Genomic DNA, 16,325 nt, shown 5'->3' with positions numbered 1-16,325 from the left:
ACCCCCTATGCTTCTACACGCATGTAGATACAAGCATAAGGAGTGGACGCCACCATGGTGTTCAAACGACTACTCGGCTCACTCGGCGTCGGCGGCCCCACCGTGGACACCGTGCTGGACGCCGGTCCCGTACGCCCCGGCGGGCCGCTGAGCGGGCAGGTTCATCTCCAGGGCGGCAAGGCGGACTTCGAGATCGAGTCCCTCACCCTGGACCTCGTCGCGCGGGTCGAGGCCGAGCACGGCGACGAGGAGCGCGAAGGGGTCGTCGTCTTCGACCACTTCACGGTCGGCGGTGGGTTCCGGCTCACCGAGGGCGAGCACCGCAGTCTGCCGTTCACCATCCACCTTCCGTGGGAGACGCCCGTCACCGAGCTGCACGGGCAGCCGTTGGGCGTCGTCCTCGGGGTCCGCACCGGGCTGGAGGTGGCGGGCGCGAAGGACAAGGGCGATCTGGACCAGCTGACGGTGGGTCCGCTGCCCGCCCAGGAGGCCGTTCTGGAGGCACTGGGACAGCTCGGCTTCGGCTTCACGTCCGCGGATCTGGAACTGGGTCACATCGGCGGAACGGGGCAGCGGCTGCCGTTCTACCAGGAGATCGAGCTGACTCCCGCGCCGCAGTACGCCCACGCCCTCCACGAGTTGGAGGTGACCTTCCTCGCGAACCCCGGCGGCCTGGACGTCGTCCTGGAGGCCGACAAGCGCGGCGGGTTCCTGTCCCACGGGCATGATGCCCTCGCCCTCTTCACCGTCGGCCACGAGGGCGCCGAACACCGCGACTGGAACGCGGAGGTCGACGGCTGGGTGCGGCAGCTCGTCGACCGTCGCGGCGCTCACCCATACGGGGACGGACACGGACACGAGGGCGGCCACCACCGCTCCGGGCCCGGCACCGGGGCCATCGTCGGCGGTGTCGCGGCGGGCGTGGCGGTCGGCGTCGTCGGCGGCATGGTCGCGGCGGAGGTCGTGGACGAGATCGGCGACGCCTTCGAGGACGAGGAGGACTGAGCCCCATCGGCCCACCGGGCCTCGACCACTCTGCTAACTTCTACAGTGCTGTAGAAGTAAGTGACGACGTACGGAGTTGGTCATGGCCCTGTGGGACCGCATCAAGGATTCCGCTCAGACGATGCAGAGCCAGCTGCTCGCCAAGAAGAACGACCTCAAGAGCGGCGCGTTCCGCGACGCCTCCATGGCGATGTGCGCCCTGGTGGCGGCGGCGGACGGCTCGATCGACCCGTCCGAGCGGCAGCGCGTCGCCCAGCTGATCGCCACCAACGAGGTGCTCCAGAACTTCCCCGCGGGCGACCTGCGGTCGCGTTTCGACGCCTCCCTCGACAAGCTGACCATGGACTTCGACTTCGGCAAGGTCAGCGTCCTCCAGGAGGTGGCCAAGGCGAAGAAGAAGCCCGCAGAGGCGCGCGCCGTCATCCAGATCGGCATCGTCATCGGCGGCGCCGACGGCGACTTCGACGCGACCGAGCGGGCCGTGGTCCGCGAAGCGTGCTTCGCCCTGGAGCTGGACCCGGCCGAATTCGATCTGTAGGCGGCCGGTCCGTCGGCGGCGTGCTGCCCGTCCCGGGGGCGCGCCGCGCCCCCGGGACCCGTCACAGCGGGGTCGCGGCCTGGAGGACCCGGAAGAGGGCGATCGCCGCGTTCGCCGAGGACAGCGCGGACGCGGTGGTTCCCCCGGCGGCGACCCAGACGGCGACGCCCGCGGCCGTGGAGGCGGGCGGCCAGTGCCGGGCGGACGGCCCCGGGGCCAGCAGCGCGGCCACGCGCCGCGGGACGGGTCCGGGCGCGGCGAACCCGGCCAGCGTCGGGGCGGGGGTGCCACGGGAGACCAACGCGGCCTTGCCGACCGCCCTGGCCACCACCTTCCGGTCCGCGACCGCACCGGCCGCCTCCTCGTCCGCCCACCGCTCGGCGCAGTAGGCGACGGCTCCGCGCAGCGGGCGCAGCAGGGGGTTCGCCCGCGCCGCCAACTGGGCGGCCAGCAGATAGCGGTGGTGCCGTCCGGCGAGATGGGCGTGCTCATGGGCGATCAAGGCGCGCCGTTCGGCGGCGTTCAGGCAGGCGAGCATCGCGGTGGAGACGACGATCCGGCCCGGCTTGCCGGACGCGGCGGGCAGGGCGTACGCGTACGCCGCGTCGTCGGGGAGCGTCGTGACCGGCTCGTCGGCCAGCCCGGCAACCGCCTCCTGGGCGCGCCGCCGCGCCCGGCGGTGCCGCCGGACCGTACCGGCGCACCCGAGGGCCACGGGCACGAGCGCGACGATGGCCGCCTTCCCGGCCACCTCGTCGCACGGCACCGCCGCCCGCACCTCGGGGTCCGACCAGCCGTCCGGCAGCGGATTGCCCGGCAGTTGGGCCGTGCCGACGACCACCAGCAACGCCAGGCACAGCGTGGAGGACACCGCGAGCACGCCTCCCACCAGCGACAACAGCCGGGTGGCGCTGTGCGGATGGAGGTAGTGCTCGGCCAGGCGCGTGATCGGCAGCGCCGTCAACGGCAGGACGAGGGGCAGAAAGACGAACACACCCAACGCGCTCAGTCTCCCTCCGCTTCGCTCAACAGGTCACGGAGCAGCCGCTCGTCGTCGGCCGTCAGCCCCGTCACGAAGCTGGCCAGAACCCCCTCCCGGTCGTCCTGACCGTCCAGGACCCGGCGCATCCGCAGCGCCGCGAGGCCCGCCCCGTCCGACTCGGCCTGCCATACGAACGACCGGCCCACCCGCTCCCGGGTCACGGCCTGCTTCGCCTGGAGCCGGGAAAGGATCGTCATCACCGTGGTGTAGGCGAGATCGCCGTCGAGCCGCTCCTGCACCCAGGCGGCCGTCACCGGGCCGTTCGCCTGCTGGAGCACGGCCAGCACCTGCGCCTCCAGCTCGCCTTGTCCCCGCCGACGGAAGCGCGGATGCGGGTCGTCCTCGCCCTGGTCCCTCACGCCATCTCCCTCCAGCACGCCGCTCACAACCAGCCGTCCGGTGACGGTACAGGGTCATCGATGGCGGTCGGCCAGGGAGACGCCCCGGGCCTGGCGGGCATCGCCGCCGACTTCGACGTCAGGACGAAGAGGGCGATTCACAGAAGAATCCCATGCAACCGTAGTCATCAGGCGACGCAGCGAGGCACCATGTGCTCATGCACGGTAACGCAGCGTCCTCGTTGGCCCCTCCGCCGCCTCTCCCCAAGCGACGGAACGCTGTTCTCAGGCTGTACGACGCACCCCTCTACCGTGATGGGGCGTTCTGGAACACCGTGGCCTGGGGCCTGATCGCCGGGTTCTCCATCCCGGCCTCGCCGCCTGCCGAACCGAGCAAGCTGCCCCTGTGGTTGGACACGCTGCTCGCCATCATCGCCATGGTCATCCTCTGCGGCGTCGTGCCCGCCTGGATCCGCCTGCTCGTCAGACGCTGGCGGTGGCGCAAGCGCCCCCAGCCGCCCCGGCAGGAGGCTCCCCCGGCGCCCCCGCTCCATGCGGTGCCCGTGGGACCGGCGTTACGAGCGACCACCACGCCGCCACCGTCCCCCTCGGCCACGCACCGCGTCGACCACTCCACGCTTCCCTCCGAGGTGCCGACCGACGCGCGGAACACCTTCCCCCACCCCATTGCCCGCGCCCTCCGCGCGCTGCACCAGGCCCCCACGGACAAGGACAGGTACGAGGCGTTACTCGATGCCGCCGAGATCCTCGCCATCACCATCAGCGTCACCGCGGCAGCGCTGCTCCAGGGGCGGCTGGAAAACCGGTCCGGCGGCCAGGAACACCTGCCGGAGGCGGGGCAGCACAACCTGTCCGTGCTCCGCAGGGCCTATTTCGGAAAGGGCGCCATGTTCGGCACGTGGACGACATGGCTCAAGGGACTCCAGCCCCTCGCGGCCGCCCAACCCGATCTGGTCGCCGGGCTCCACCACGCCCTCGGGGACGGGCCCGACGACCCGGGAATCGTCACCCACCTCAACGCCTTGCGGGAAGAACGCAATCGGTCCGCCCACGGCAACAAGCCCAAGAGCCAGCCCGAGTCCGCCCTGCGCGTGGCCGAGGGCATGCGTCACCTCGAACGCGCCCTGGCCAAGGCGCAGTTCCTGAAGGCCACTCCATGGCTGTTCACGGTCTCGTGCGTCTACCACCCGAGGTCACGGAATTTCGAGGTCGTCGCGAAAGACGCGACGGGCGACCACCCGGACTTCGAGCGCCGGACGTTCACGTGGGAGCACCCCGTCGGCATCGACATGTTCTACGTCCATGGCCCGGAAGGGCCCGTCCCGCTCTCACCTTTTGTGGCCGACCTCTTCTGCCCGCAGTGCCGGCAGATGGAGGTTTCCTACGCCTACAAGGCCGGCAAGGGCAACAGGACCGCGACGTTCAAGAGTTTTGGGCGGGGACACGATATCGCCGCTCCGCACATGGTGGACGACCTTCTCTCCCTTCCCGACCAGCGCGGCTGAGCCGTCAGCCGGGCTGGTGGCGGGGGCCGCGGCGGGTTTGGGCGAGCCATTCCGGGGCCGTTTCGGTCTCGCCGTAGGAGTCGTGCCAGTTCCACCATTCGTACGGCGGGGTCTGGGGGTAGCCCTCGGGGGAGTCCTCCCAGGTTTCCTGCCGTCCGAGGGCGGTCATGTCGAGGTAGCTCCAGGTGCTGCCGAGCGCCTCGTCGCCGCGGGCATTGATGAGGTAGGTGCGGAACACGCGGTCGCCGTCGCGGATGAAGGCGTTCGTGCCGTGCCACTCGTCCACGTCGAAGTCGGCGTCGAAGTCGTCGGTGATCGTGTACCAGGGCATCGTCCAGCCCATGTGCGCCTTCAGGGCCCCGATGTTCTGCTGCGGCGCGCGCGAGGCGAAGACCAGGGTGGTGTCGCGGACGTTCAGATGGGTGAGGTCGCCGACGTGGTCGGCCACCATGGAGCAGCCGCGGCAGGCGTGGTCGGGCCAGCCGAAGACGCCGGGTTCGTAGAAGGCGCGGTAGACGATCAGCTGACGGCGGCCCTTGAACAGGTCGAGCAGACCGACCTTGCCCTCGGGGCCTTCGAACGCGTACTCCTTCTCCACCGCCACCCACGGCATGCGGCGGCGCTTGGCGGCCAGGGCGTCATGGGCGTGGGTCAGCTGCTTCTCCTCCACCAGCAGCTCCTGGCGCGCGTCCTCCCACTCCTGCGGTGAAACGATCGGGGGTGTCCTCATGGCGATGCGCCCCTTCCAGTCCGGCGGTCCGCGCCCCCCTTCGTCCAGGGTCGGACGCCCGGGGCGCGGGCGCACGCCGAGCGACAAGCCCCAGGCCAGAGGCCCGGGGCTCGCTCGTTGCGCAGGTGCGCCTACTTACCGCTGCCGACGGGGGCGCCCGTGCCGGTGTCGGACCTCTGGTCGGCGGAGGCGCTGACACGGGCGTTCCGTTCAACGGCCCGCCGATGCATGGCCGCTACACGCGTCCTGAGCATGATCATCTTAAGGCGTGTCCTGGTCCGCTTCCTGCGCGGCGGCGATCGAGCCCTGATAGTCGCCGTACAGCGTGCGGCGCGGTGGCGCGCGCGGGGACGTGTGCGCCGGGGTTGGGGGGGCGGGCGGCCTAACCTAGGGGGCTGGTACGGCGGTTGGGGTAGGGAAAGGGGATCGGCGATGCCGCTCAGCACCGATGATCCGACGTCCATAGGCGGCTACGCCCTGCTCGACCGGCTCGGATCGGGCGGTATGGGAGTCGTCTACCTGGGACGGTCGGCCTCGGGGCGGCAGGTCGCGGTCAAGCTCGTGCACGCGCAGTACGCGCAGGACGAGGAGTTCCGGACCCGGTTCCGGCAGGAGATCACGGCGGCGCGCAAGGTCAGCGGGGCGTTCACCGCTCCGGTGGTGGACGCCGATCCGGAGGCCGAGCGTCCGTGGATGGCCACGCAGTACGTGCCGGGGCGCACCCTCGCCGATGTGGTGCGGGACGACGGGCCGCTGGGCGGGCGGGAGTTGCGGACGCTGGGGCTGGGGCTCGTCGAGGCGCTGCGGGACATCCACCGGGCCGGGGTGGTGCACCGGGATCTGAAACCGGCCAACATCCTGATGGCCGAGGACGGGCCGCGCGTCATCGACTTCGGCATCTCGCGGGCCGCCGACAACCAGACGCTCACCCTCACCGCCGGGCGGGTGCTCGGCACGCCGCGCTTCATGTCGCCGGAGCAGCTGCGCAATCCGCGGGAGGTCACCGCGGCCTCGGACGTGTTCTCGCTGGGGGCGCTGGTGGTGTACGCGGCCATCGGCATCGGGCCGTTCGACGCGGAGAGCCCGTATCTGTCGGGGTACCAGGTGATGTACGAGCCGCCGACGCTGGACGGCGTGCCGGACCCCCTCCGCAAGCTCGCCAAGCGGTGCCTGGACAAGGACGCGGCCGCGCGGCCGGGCCTGGACGAGGTGCACCGGATGCTCGACGCGCTGCCGGACTTCGCCGCCGCGGCTCCCCCGGAGGATGCCCCCACGCGTGCGGAGTTCCCGCCTCCGCGGGCGGAAGGGGCCGGTCGGAGGCGCCGGAGGCGGCTGATCCTCATCGGCGTCGGTGCCCTGGCCGTCGGCGGGCTGGTCGCGAGCGTGGCCTACAGCCTGGGCGACGAGCCGCCGCCGTACCGCCCCGCCGCGTCCGCCACCGCCGACGCGGGCCAGGTGTCCCTGCCCGAGGGCTGGCGCCCGTGGCGGACGACGCTGCGGTACGAAGGCCCGCTGCCCCCGCTCGTGTACCAGGACGCCGCGTGCGTACCGGACCGCGCCGCCGACCTGTACTGCGGCGGCAAGGGCTTCACCGTCGCCAAGGTCGACGCCGCCACCGGCAAGGTCCGGTGGCGCAGCGGCACCAGGCCGCAGGACGCGCGCCCCATAGGGGTGCGGGACGAAACCGTCTACACCTACTCCGAGCCCGAGAACGAGGACCGCCGGGTGGTGGCCCTGGACACCGGCACCAGGAAGCCGCGGTGGTCACGCACGATCAGCGGGTCGGCGTCGGCGCGCCTGTTCCGCGGCGGGCTGCTGACGCTGTCGGCCGACAGCCGTCAGCTCGTCGCCTACGGGACGTCGGGGCGGCAGCTGTGGCAGTCGCCCGCGAAGGAGGGGCAGTTCTGCGAACCGGCGACGCCGGTCCCGTCCGGCGCCCCGTACGTCCTGTGCTCACCCCTCACGTCGTCCGGACTGAGCGCCGAGGGCCCGTACACCCTGCTGCGGCTGGACCCCTCCGACGGCGCGCAGCGCACCCTCGCGACCCTCCCCCGGAAGGCGCTGCACCTCGGCTCCGTCGACGGCGCGCCCCTCTTCCTCGCGCCGCAGACCGCGAAGGAGGTGTACGAGGCCGGGTACGAGCGCCCGTACAACGCCCTGATCCGGGTGGATCCGCGCACCGGCGACACCCGGCGGATCCCGCTGCGGCACCCCCTGCGCGGCTCGGCCACCCTCCTGAACGGGGTCGTCTACGCCGTCCGGACCAACGGGACCGTCACCGCGGTGTCGGCGCGCAGCGGCAAGCAGCTGTGGCAGCGGGAGACGGAGACGGAGAGCCTCTCCGCGCCCGTGGAGTCGAAGCGGCACGGCAGGCTCTACTTCGCCAACCGCTTCGGCCGTCTGCTGGCGCTGGACAGCAGGACCGGGGCGGAAGAGTGGCGCACCTCCGCGCTGAGCGACCCCGGGGACACGGCGCAGGGGCGGCCACCGTCCGTGCTGCTCGTCAAGGACGCGATCGTGGCGATGGCCGGGGACACGGTGTTCTCCGTACGCCCGGACCGGCCGAAGGTCCCCGACGGGGGGTCCGCTCAGCGGGAGCCGTAGGGGATGAGGGCCATTTCGCGGGCGTTTTTGATGGCGCGGGCGATCTGCCGTTGCTGCTGTCGCGTCACATGGGTCACCCGGCGGCTGCGGATCTTGCCGCGGTCGGAGATGAACTTCCGCAGCAGGTCGGTGTCCTTGTAGTCGACGTAGGTGATGCCCGCGGCGTCCAGCGGGTTGGCGCGGCGGCGCCGGGGGTCGGGGCGCCCGGAGGTGCGGCGGGAGGGCATGGGGAGTCGGTCCTTTCCGTACGGATTCAGGGGCTTCAGGCGACCGGGTCAAGGAGGTCGTCGAAGGCGTGCGGCAGGTTCTTCCAGCCGTCCGGGCCCGCCGCGTACTCGTCGTCGGTGAGCAGGCAGGAGTCGAGCAGGGCCAGCAGGCCGTCGCGGTCGAGACCCGGGGACGTGAAGGTGAGGTGCTGGCAGCGGTCGCCGTGTTCCGGGTGCCAGTCCAGGGAGGCCGCGACGCGGCGTTCGGCGGGGACCATCTCCCAGGCGGCGTCCGGGAGGGCGGCCAGCCAGGGCCCGGCGGACTCCACGCAGAGCGCGCCGCCCGCGGCGTCCCACGAGAGGAGGGAGTCGGGCCGGTCGGCCAGCCAGAAGCGGCCCCGGCTGCGGGCCGCGGCGCACGTCAGATCCTCCAGCGCGGCGTAGAGACGGCCGGGGTGGAAGGGGCGTTCGCGCCGCCAGACGAGGGTGGACACGCCGTGTTCGTCGGCGTCCTGGGGCAGCAGGGCGCATGCCGGGTGCTGACGGGCGGCCGCCGCCTCGATGTCGAAGCCGCGCAGCAGGGCGGCCCCGACGACGCCGCCGTCGCCGAGCCGCACCTGCCGGGCGCCGGGGGTGAGCTGGGTGAGCAGGGCGTAGTCGGCGTCGTCGGCGGGCTCCTCGTGCGGGGCGTTCTCGTGCAGGGCGTTCTCGGCGACGGCGACGACCGTGGGGTACTCCAGCTGCCGGGCGAAGGTGTCCGCCACGGTGCGCTGGTCGGTCGGGGCGGCGGCGAGCCCGGCGTCGGCCAGGTCGTCGCCGTTGGCGAGGTACGGCACGATCAGCGCCGGGTCGACCGCGGTGGCCACCCCGGTCAGCGCCAGGGGCGCGCCCTCGGCGGCGATGACCGCGGCCATGGCCTGCGGTTCGACGGAATCCCACAGCTCGACCACGGCCAGCCGGTGGCCGCCGCCCGCGGCCAGCCGCAGCAGCTCGGGGACCAGGTCCTCGCGCAGGGCGCAGCACGCGCAGTCGTTCACCAGGGTCGCGTCGCCGCTGTCGAGCAGGCCGGTGGCGTCCCGTACGGTGCGGTGCACGGCGCGGTCGGTCGCGGCCGACAGGTCGTGGTGCAATGCGACGGCGCCGGGCACCGTGCGCAGGATCTCCTCGACGGCGGCGCGGCGGGCATCGGCGTGCAGTCCGGCCACGACCGCGACGGCCAGCCGGGGCTCGTCCTCCCCGCTCACCGGGCGCCCCGCCCCGGTCCGTAGCGCCGCTCGAAGCGCTCCACGCGGCCCGCGGTGTCCATGATCCGCTGGGTGCCGGTGTAGAAGGGGTGGCTCGCCGAGGAGACCTCGACGTCGATGACCGGGTAGGTGCGGCCGTCCTCCCACTCGACGGTGTTGTCGCTGGTGGCCGTGGAACGGGTCAGGAAGGCGAAACCGGCGGCGCGGTCGCGGAAGACGACCGGCTCGTACGCGGGGTGGATGCCGGGCTTCATGGCGGTCAGCGCTCCTCTCGGAAGTCGACGTGGCGGCCCACGACCGGGTCGTACTTGCGCAGGACCATCCGGTTGGGGTCGTTTCGGCGGTTCTTGCGGGTCACGTAGGTGTAGCCGGTGCCGGCGGTGGACCTGAGCTTGATGATCGGGCGTAGTTCGTTCCGGGCCATGGCCCACAGCGTACACGCTATTGGTTTTCATTTTCATCTACGGTTTCGAGGGGCGCCGCGGGGCCGCCGGGGGATCGCCGAGGGGATCACCGAGGGGTCGCTTCCCGCCATACCTTCATCCGCTACGGCCGCCGATGAGCGGAACCGCCCCGGTTTTCGTATCGCGGTATGACAACTACCAATGAGGGGCGTAGTGGTGAGATACAAGAAGAGACACAAGCGGTCACGCGTGCTCGTCGTGTCCGTCGTCGGCGTCGCGGCCCTGGCGGTCGGCGGCGGCGCGCTGCTGATGACCGACAACAACGCCTCGGCCGCCCGGCAGTCCCCCAACCGGACCGAGGCCGCCCGACAATCCTCGATGACCATCCAGTGCCCCGACGTCGCCACCCGGCTGTCGAACGTGCCGCAGAAGGCGCGGCCCTCCGTGGACAAGGAACTGGCGAAGCTGGACACCCAGGTCGCCGACGCCTACAAGCAGCTCTCCGCGCAGGGCACCAAGGCCGCCGACCAGGAGTGGGTGCGCACGCGCGTCCTGGAGCCGCTGTCGTCCCAGCGCCGCAGCGCGCTGAACCGCATCGCCACCCGCATGGGGCAGGGCTCGCAGCAGGCGTCCGGGCTGGGCTCGATGGCGTCCTGCACGGTCAAGCAGGACGAGGTGAACGCCGCGCCGGCGGCCGCTCCGGCGGCGGCCGGCGGAGCCCAGGCCGCGGGCCCCCAGAAGGCCGACTTCGTCGACATCCGGAAGGTGCAGCCCAACGTCAAGAACCCCCGCAAGCAGGCAGGCGCCTCCAAGGGCACCTTCTCCTCGCGCTGCGGACGCAACGAGAACAAGAAGTTCAACTCCGACAACGTCATCGTCGCCCCCGGCGTGAGCAACGGCGCCCACCACATGCACGACTACGTGGGCAACCAGAAGAACGACGCCTTCGCCACCGACCAGATCCTCGCCACCGCGACCACCTCCTGCACCAACGGCGACCGCTCCACCCACTACTGGCCCGTGCTGCGCCTGCGCGACGGCAAGAACGAGAAGGACGCGGGCGCCCCGGGCGGCGGCACCGAAGGCAACATCGGCACCATCCTCCAGCCCACCTCCGTCCAGCTCACCTTCCGCGGCAGCGCGGTCGGCAAGGTCACGGCGATGCCGAAGTTCCTGCGCATCATCACCGGTGACGCCAAGGCCTTCACCAACGGCACGGCCAACGCCAACGCCTCCTGGAGCTGCACCGGATTCGAGAACCGCCAGCTCAAGGACAAGTACCCGCTGTGCCCCAAGGGCAGCAACGTGGTGCGCACGTTCAAGTTCCAGAGCTGCTGGGACGGCCGCAACACCGACAGCGCCAACCACCGCACCCACGTGGCCTTCGCCGGTGCCAACGGCGCGTGCGGCAAGGGCTTCAAGGCCATCCCGGCCCTGACCCAGCGCATCACCTACAAGATCGCGCCGAAGTCGGTCTTCGCGGTGGACAGCTTCCCCGAGCAGCTGCACAAGCCGGTCACGGACCACGGGGACTTCATCAACGTGATGTCCAACTCGCTGATGAAGCAGGCCGTGAAGTGCATCAACAGCGGCCGTAAGTGCGGCTGACGCACGCCCGCGCCGACGGACCGGCCCGGCAGGATGGCTGCCCCCATCCTGCCGGGCCTCTGCGTCTCACAGGTCGTCGGCCGTCCCGATGATCGCCGGACCGCAGCCCTCGGGGAGGTTCGCGGCGATCAGCTCGAACGCCTCCTCGGGGGTGTCGGCCACGCCGAGGGTTGCCCCACCGAGGGGTCCCCTGACCCGGAAGCGGCCATCTCCCGTGGGAGAGACCTGACCCCCGACGTGGACGGCCGGGAGGCCGGTGCAGCGGCTGAAGAACATGGTGCCGTGGCTGACTCCCGGGAACAGCTCCCGCAGCCGCGGTTGCGCGTGGGCCGCGCGGGCCATGGCCGGGTCGACCATGCCCTCGGCCCCGTCGAGGAAGAGCCGCCACTGGGCTGCCACGGTGTCCGCGGCGTATCGGGTGCTGTCATCGTTCGTCATGGGGTGGGATCACCTTCCGCACGGAGTTTCCCATCAAACTCCCTGGTCACCTAGGGTTTTGATGAAACGACAGAAACCTGAGGGGGCATGCCACCATGGCGTTGACGCCAGGTGCCGAGCACGACTACGTGATCGTCGGGGCGGGGTCTTCCGGGAGCGTGGTCGCCCGGCGGTTGCTGGACCGGGGGCATTCGGTCCATGTCATCGAGGCGGGACCGGCCGATGATGACGAGCGGGTGCACAGCCCGCAGGGGTGGCCGATGCTGCTCCAGTCCGAGCTGGACTGGGCGGCCATGACGGAGCCGCAGCGGCACGCCAACGACCGGCGGCTGTACTGGCCGCGGGGCAAGGTGCTGGGCGGCAGCAGCTCGCTGAACGGGATGATCTACGTACGCGGGCACCGCAGCGACTATGACGCGTGGGCCTACCAGGGCTGTACCGGGTGGGACTGGGACAGTGTGCTCCCGCTGTTCAAGCGGTCCGAGAACCACATGGACGGGGCGAGCGAGTGGCACGGCGGCGACGGGCCGCTGCCGGTCAGCCGGATCGCCGAACCGCACCCCACGGCGGCCGCGTTCGTCGACGCCGCGGTGGCGCTGGGGCATCCGCTGACCGAGGACTTCAACGGTGAGCGGATGACCGGGGTCGGGTTCAACCACACCACCACCCTCGACGGGCGGCGCATGAGCGCCTGGCAGAGCTTCATGGCGCCCGTCCTGGACCATCCGCGACTGACCGTCACCACCGGGGCCCGGGTGCACCGGGTGCTGCTGGAGGACGGCCGCGCGACCGGGGTGGAGTACGCGGCGGACGGCGCCCTCCACCAGGCCCGTGCCGCCTCCGAGGTGGTGCTGAGCGGCGGGGTGATCGGCTCGGCCGCGCTGCTGCTGCTCTCCGGGATCGGCCCGGCCGCGCATCTGCGCGAGGTGGGCGTCGAGGTGGCCGTGGACCTGCCCGGGGTCGGCGAGAACCTGCACGACCACCCGCTGGTCAGCAATGTGTACGAGGCGACGCGCCCGCTGCCGCCCGGTACGGCGAACCTGCTGGAGAGCCAGCTGTTCGCGAGCACCGACCCGCGCCGCCCGGGGCCCGACCTCCAGCCGCTCTTCCTGCACCTGGTCTATCCGGCCGAGTCGTACGAGATGCCGGAGCACGGCTACACCCTGGCCGCCGGGATCGTCCGCCCGCTGTCGCGCGGCACCCTGCGGCTGGCCTCGGCCGACCCCGAGGCGGCGCCGCTGCTGGACCCGAACATCCTGGCCGAGCGGTACGACATGGAGGCCATGGTCGACGCGGTCGAGATCTGCCGCGAGATCGGCGCCCACGCCGCCTTCGACGACTGGCGCAAGGCCGAGGCCGCCCCGGGCCCGGAGGCCCGTACCCGGGAGGACCTTCGGGAGTTCGTGCGGCGCGCGGTCGGCACGTACCACCACCAGGTGGGCACCTGCAAGATGGGGCAGGACTCCCTCGCCGTCGTCGACCCGGAGCTGCGGGTGTACGGCGTGGCGGGGCTGCGGGTCGCGGACGCCTCGATCATGCCGTCGATCTCGTCGGGCAACACCAACGCCCCGTCGATCATGATCGGTGAGAAGGCCGCCGACCTGCTGACCGCCTGACCGGCGTACGCCGGAAGCCCCGGGCTGTCCGCCCGGGGCTTCCAGCTTTCGGCCGACGGGGCTCGGAGGCGGCTGGGACACACTTTCCAGACTGGCAACAGCATGCCCAGCGGTTGTGTACCTGTCTGTCGGCAACCGCGACGGGGGCGGAGACAGGGGCGGCCACTAGAATCGGGGCGTCACCGCTGGTTGGGGACCGGTGTGCGAGGTGTGGGGCCGAGGGGTCCGGGGGGAGTGGGTACCGCATGAGCCGTCGCTCCGGTCGTTCCAGCGGCCTGATCAACCTGTGGGCCGAGGCGCAGCGGCAGCGCGAGGCGCAGGAACGGGCGCGGGCGCAGCGGGAGCGGGACGAGGAGCGGCGGGCGCGGGCCGCCGAGCGGGCGCGGGCGCGCGATCAGCGGGAGCGGCAGGCGGCGTACCGGCGGCAGCGCGAGGCGGACGCGCGGCGGCGTACGGAGGAGCTGGAGGCGCGGGTCGAGGCGCTGGGGTCGCTGCTGGTGGACGGGTGCAGGGCGGCGGCGTTCGGCCCGGCCGGGCTCGCCCGGCCCGAGCAGGTCGAGCCGTTCGACCCGGGCGCGCTCGCCCACCCCGTACCGATGCCGGACCAGCGGCACTACCAGCCGCAGGGCGGCTGGGGCTTCGGGTCCGGGCGGCGGGAGCGGGAGGAGGCGCGGGAGCGGTACGAGCGGGACTGGCGGGCCGCGCAGGCCGCCGAGGCCGAGCGGGTGCGGCGGCTGGACGCCTACCACCGGCAGTACGAGCGGTGGGCCGCGCAACAGCTCGCGGAGATACGGCGGCACAACGAGGGCGTGGCGGACCTGGTCGCCGAGGTGCGGGCCGGTGAACCCGACGCGGTCGTGGAGTACTTCACGGCGGCGCTCTACCACTCCACGTACTCCTCCCCGGTGTGGCCGGACGGCCTCCCCCGCGAGGTGTCCGCCGCGTACGACCCGGCCGCGCGCCAGCTCGTCCTGGACTTGGAGCTGCCGCGCTACGACATCGTCCCGGAGGTCAAGTCGGTGCGGTACGTGGCCGGTTCCGACGAGGACCGGGAGACGGCGCGCCCCGCCACGCAGCGCCGGGCGCTGTACCGGGACGTGCTCGCGCAGTGCGTACTGCTGGCGCTGCGCGACCTGTTCGCGGCGGACGGGTCCGGAGCGCTCGAATCGGTCGCGCTGAACGGGTTCGTGGACGACCTCGATCCGGCGACCGGCCACCGGGCCCGGATCGTCCTGGCGACCGTCACGGTGACGCGTACCGCCTTCGCCGAACTGCGGCTGGAGCAGGTGAGCGCGGTGGACTGCCTGGTCGACGGCGTACGCGGCCGGCTCTCCACGCGCCCCGACCAGCGCGCCGCCGTGACGCCCGGGCGGACGCCGGACGACGTCGGCTCCGGCGTCCTCACCCAGGGCGGGGGCGACGAGCCGGATCTGCACGCGATGGATCCGATCGCCTTCGAGTCGCTGGTCGCGGACCTCTTCCGGGCCATGGGGATGCGGGCGGTGACGACCCGGCGCTCGAACGACGGCGGGGTGGACGTGGAGGCGATGGACCCCACCCCGATCCGGGGCGGCAGGATCGTGGTGCAGGTCAAGCGCTACCGCGGCACGGTGCCGCCGACGGCCGTGCGCGATCTGTACGGCACGGTCCAGGACAGCGGCGCGAACAAGGGCGTCCTGGTCACCACCTCGCGGTTCGGGCCCGGCTCGCACACGTTCGCCCACGGGAAGCCGCTGGAGCTGGTGTCCGGGACGGAGCTGGTCGACCTGCTGCACCGGCACGGGCTGCGGGGGCGGCTGGGCGACGGCGCCGCCACTGCCGGTCCCGGCTCCGGTTCCGCCTCTGCCGATGGGCCGCCGGACGGGCACAACGTGCTGGGCATGTCCTGGACGGGCGAGGTCGCCCTCGACGTCTGCGCCCTCGTCTGCGACGGCGACCGGGTGCTGAGCGACGACCACTTCGTCTTCTTCAACAACCCCCGCACCCCCGACGGCACGGTCCGCGCCCTGCCCGCCACCGCCCCCGACCGGGCGGCGGTCCGCGTCGCGTTCGACGCCCTGCCGCCCGAGGCCGACCGTCTCGTCCTCGCCGCGGCCGTCGACCCCGAGGTCGACCCCGGGGCGGACCTGTCCGGTTTCACCGACGCCCGGATACGGCTCCTGGACGCCACGGGCACCGAACTCGGCGAGCTGGAGGTCTCCGACGGCCGCCGCGGCGAAACCGCCCTGGTCCTCGGCTCCTTCCGGCGCCGCGCAGGCGGCGACTGGGACTTCGTGATCGGCGGCAAGGGCTACCCGGGCGGGCTGGAGGCGCTGGTGCGGGAGTACGGCATCGACGTCGCCTGATCGTGACGCGCGGCGGAACACTCGGGGAGTGGGTGTCGCGGGCACAGCTTCATCCGACATACTGCCGGGCGTGGAGCAGCGCATAGGTCCGATCATCCCGCCCGTACCCGCCGCCGGGACCGATCCGGGGCACATCCCCGGCCTGACGCCCCCGCGCCCGGACGAAACCGAGGAGGTGACCGCGGAGGCGAAGACGGCCACGGAAGCCCCGGAAGAGGCCCCGGAGGAGGCCGCCGACCAGCCGGTGGACGACGCCCCGGAAGCGGACGCGGACGCGGAGGAGGCGGAAGCCGAGGCCGAAGAGCCGGACGAGCAGGCCGAGGACGCCGACAAGACCGAGGACGCGGCCGAGGACGACGCCGAGCCCGAGGACGGGCCGGTCTTCGAGGTCTCCGACCGCCGCGGATCGATCACCGCCGGGCACTCCGGTGTCGCCTTCCAGCTGGACGGCGAGAACGCCGAGTTCTCCTGGGACGAGATCGGCGCGGTGGAGATCGACACCCCCCGCTTCGGCCGCCGCTTCAGCGTCACCGTCTACACCACCGCCCACCGCTGGTACGCCGCCGACGTGGACGCCCCGGCCCGCGGAGCCCTCAAGGAGTGGACGGCGCAGCTGGACGAGGTCCTGGACGCCTACTTCGAGGACACCGCGGGAAAGTAGCGGGGCACGTCGCCTCACGG

The 16,325-nt window shown here is 72.3% G+C and carries 16 protein-coding genes; 8 read left to right on the top strand and 8 right to left on the bottom strand.

The window, feature by feature from the left end; genetic code table 11:
- Positions 1-54: 54 nt before the first annotated feature.
- Positions 55-1,005 (top strand): sporulation protein, encoded by a 951-nt coding sequence (locus HYQ63_RS22575; protein WP_179935600.1) that lies wholly within the window; start codon positions 55-57, stop codon positions 1,003-1,005.
- Between the two features lie 82 nt (positions 1,006-1,087).
- A complete protein-coding gene (locus tag HYQ63_RS22570) occupies positions 1,088-1,543 on the top strand; it encodes a tellurite resistance TerB family protein (RefSeq protein WP_179935599.1) in 456 nt (151 codons plus the stop codon).
- A gap of 61 nt (positions 1,544-1,604) precedes the next feature.
- On the opposite strand, the gene HYQ63_RS22565 is transcribed toward HYQ63_RS22570, so the two are convergent.
- Positions 1,605-2,543: a M56 family metallopeptidase gene (locus HYQ63_RS22565; RefSeq protein ID WP_179935598.1), complete on the bottom strand. Its 939-nt coding sequence runs from the start codon at positions 2,541-2,543 to the stop codon at positions 1,605-1,607.
- 5 nt (positions 2,544-2,548) lie between these two features.
- Positions 2,549-2,944: a BlaI/MecI/CopY family transcriptional regulator gene (locus HYQ63_RS22560; RefSeq protein WP_257232018.1), complete on the bottom strand. Its 396-nt coding sequence runs from the start codon at positions 2,942-2,944 to the stop codon at positions 2,549-2,551.
- A gap of 197 nt (positions 2,945-3,141) precedes the next feature.
- On the opposite strand from HYQ63_RS22560, the gene HYQ63_RS22555 reads away from it, so the two are divergent.
- Entirely contained in the window at positions 3,142-4,449 is a 1,308-nt protein-coding gene (locus HYQ63_RS22555; RefSeq protein ID WP_179935596.1) for a hypothetical protein, read from the top strand.
- A 4-nt stretch (positions 4,450-4,453) separates the two neighbouring features.
- Here the strand turns inward: HYQ63_RS22555 and HYQ63_RS22550 are convergent, their stop codons facing one another.
- Entirely contained in the window at positions 4,454-5,179 is a 726-nt protein-coding gene (locus tag HYQ63_RS22550) for a DUF899 domain-containing protein (protein WP_179935595.1), read from the bottom strand.
- Between the two features lie 432 nt (positions 5,180-5,611).
- On the opposite strand from HYQ63_RS22550, the gene HYQ63_RS22545 reads away from it, so the two are divergent.
- Positions 5,612-7,783: a PQQ-binding-like beta-propeller repeat protein gene (locus HYQ63_RS22545; protein WP_179935594.1), complete on the top strand. Its 2,172-nt coding sequence runs from the start codon at positions 5,612-5,614 to the stop codon at positions 7,781-7,783.
- Here HYQ63_RS22545 and rpsR read toward each other — a convergent pair.
- The 4 genes from rpsR to rpmG are packed head-to-tail and all read right to left on the bottom strand — an operon-like array spanning position 7,768 to position 9,657.
- A complete protein-coding gene (gene rpsR, locus HYQ63_RS22540; protein WP_179935593.1) occupies positions 7,768-8,010 on the bottom strand; it encodes a 30S ribosomal protein S18 in 243 nt (80 codons plus the stop codon). The two genes, HYQ63_RS22545 and rpsR, sit on opposite strands and share 16 nt — an antisense overlap.
- 35 nt (positions 8,011-8,045) lie before the next feature.
- Positions 8,046-9,233: a GTP-binding protein gene (locus HYQ63_RS22535; protein ID WP_257232017.1), complete on the bottom strand. Its 1,188-nt coding sequence runs from the start codon at positions 9,231-9,233 to the stop codon at positions 8,046-8,048.
- Complete coding sequence (locus tag HYQ63_RS22530) at positions 9,230-9,487, bottom strand: type B 50S ribosomal protein L31 (protein WP_179935592.1); 258 nt, start codon at positions 9,485-9,487, stop codon at positions 9,230-9,232. The genes HYQ63_RS22535 and HYQ63_RS22530 overlap by 4 nt, the downstream gene beginning before the upstream one ends.
- A 5-nt stretch (positions 9,488-9,492) precedes the next feature.
- Positions 9,493-9,657: a 50S ribosomal protein L33 gene (gene rpmG / locus HYQ63_RS22525; protein ID WP_179935591.1), complete on the bottom strand. Its 165-nt coding sequence runs from the start codon at positions 9,655-9,657 to the stop codon at positions 9,493-9,495.
- Between the two features lie 181 nt (positions 9,658-9,838).
- Here rpmG and HYQ63_RS22520 point away from each other — a divergent pair, with 181 nt between their 5' ends.
- Positions 9,839-11,245 carry a DUF1996 domain-containing protein gene (locus tag HYQ63_RS22520; RefSeq protein WP_179935590.1) on the top strand — a complete coding sequence of 469 codons (1,407 nt, stop codon included), beginning with the start codon at positions 9,839-9,841 and terminating at the stop codon, positions 11,243-11,245.
- 66 nt (positions 11,246-11,311) lie between these two features.
- Here the strand turns inward: HYQ63_RS22520 and HYQ63_RS22515 are convergent, their stop codons facing one another.
- Positions 11,312-11,683, bottom strand: a complete 372-nt coding sequence (locus tag HYQ63_RS22515; RefSeq protein ID WP_179935589.1) for a DUF6193 family natural product biosynthesis protein — start codon at positions 11,681-11,683, stop codon at positions 11,312-11,314.
- Positions 11,684-11,778: 95 nt separating this feature from the next.
- Here HYQ63_RS22515 and HYQ63_RS22510 point away from each other — a divergent pair, with 95 nt between their 5' ends.
- The 3 genes from HYQ63_RS22510 (at position 11,779) to HYQ63_RS22500 (ending at position 16,305) form a co-directional block, all read left to right on the top strand.
- Complete coding sequence (locus HYQ63_RS22510) at positions 11,779-13,299, top strand: GMC family oxidoreductase (RefSeq protein ID WP_179935588.1); 1,521 nt, start codon at positions 11,779-11,781, stop codon at positions 13,297-13,299.
- 245 nt (positions 13,300-13,544) lie between these two features.
- Entirely contained in the window at positions 13,545-15,644 is a 2,100-nt protein-coding gene (locus HYQ63_RS22505) for a restriction endonuclease (protein WP_179935587.1), read from the top strand.
- 70 nt (positions 15,645-15,714) lie between these two features.
- Positions 15,715-16,305: a hypothetical protein gene (locus HYQ63_RS22500; protein ID WP_179935586.1), complete on the top strand. Its 591-nt coding sequence runs from the start codon at positions 15,715-15,717 to the stop codon at positions 16,303-16,305.
- The last annotated feature ends 20 nt before the right edge of the window (positions 16,306-16,325 follow it).

The organism is Streptomyces sp. Rer75 (assembly GCF_013414305.1).
Lineage (GTDB): Bacteria > Actinomycetota > Actinomycetes > Streptomycetales > Streptomycetaceae > Streptomyces > Streptomyces himastatinicus.
This window is presented reverse-complemented; position numbering and strand designations above follow the sequence as displayed.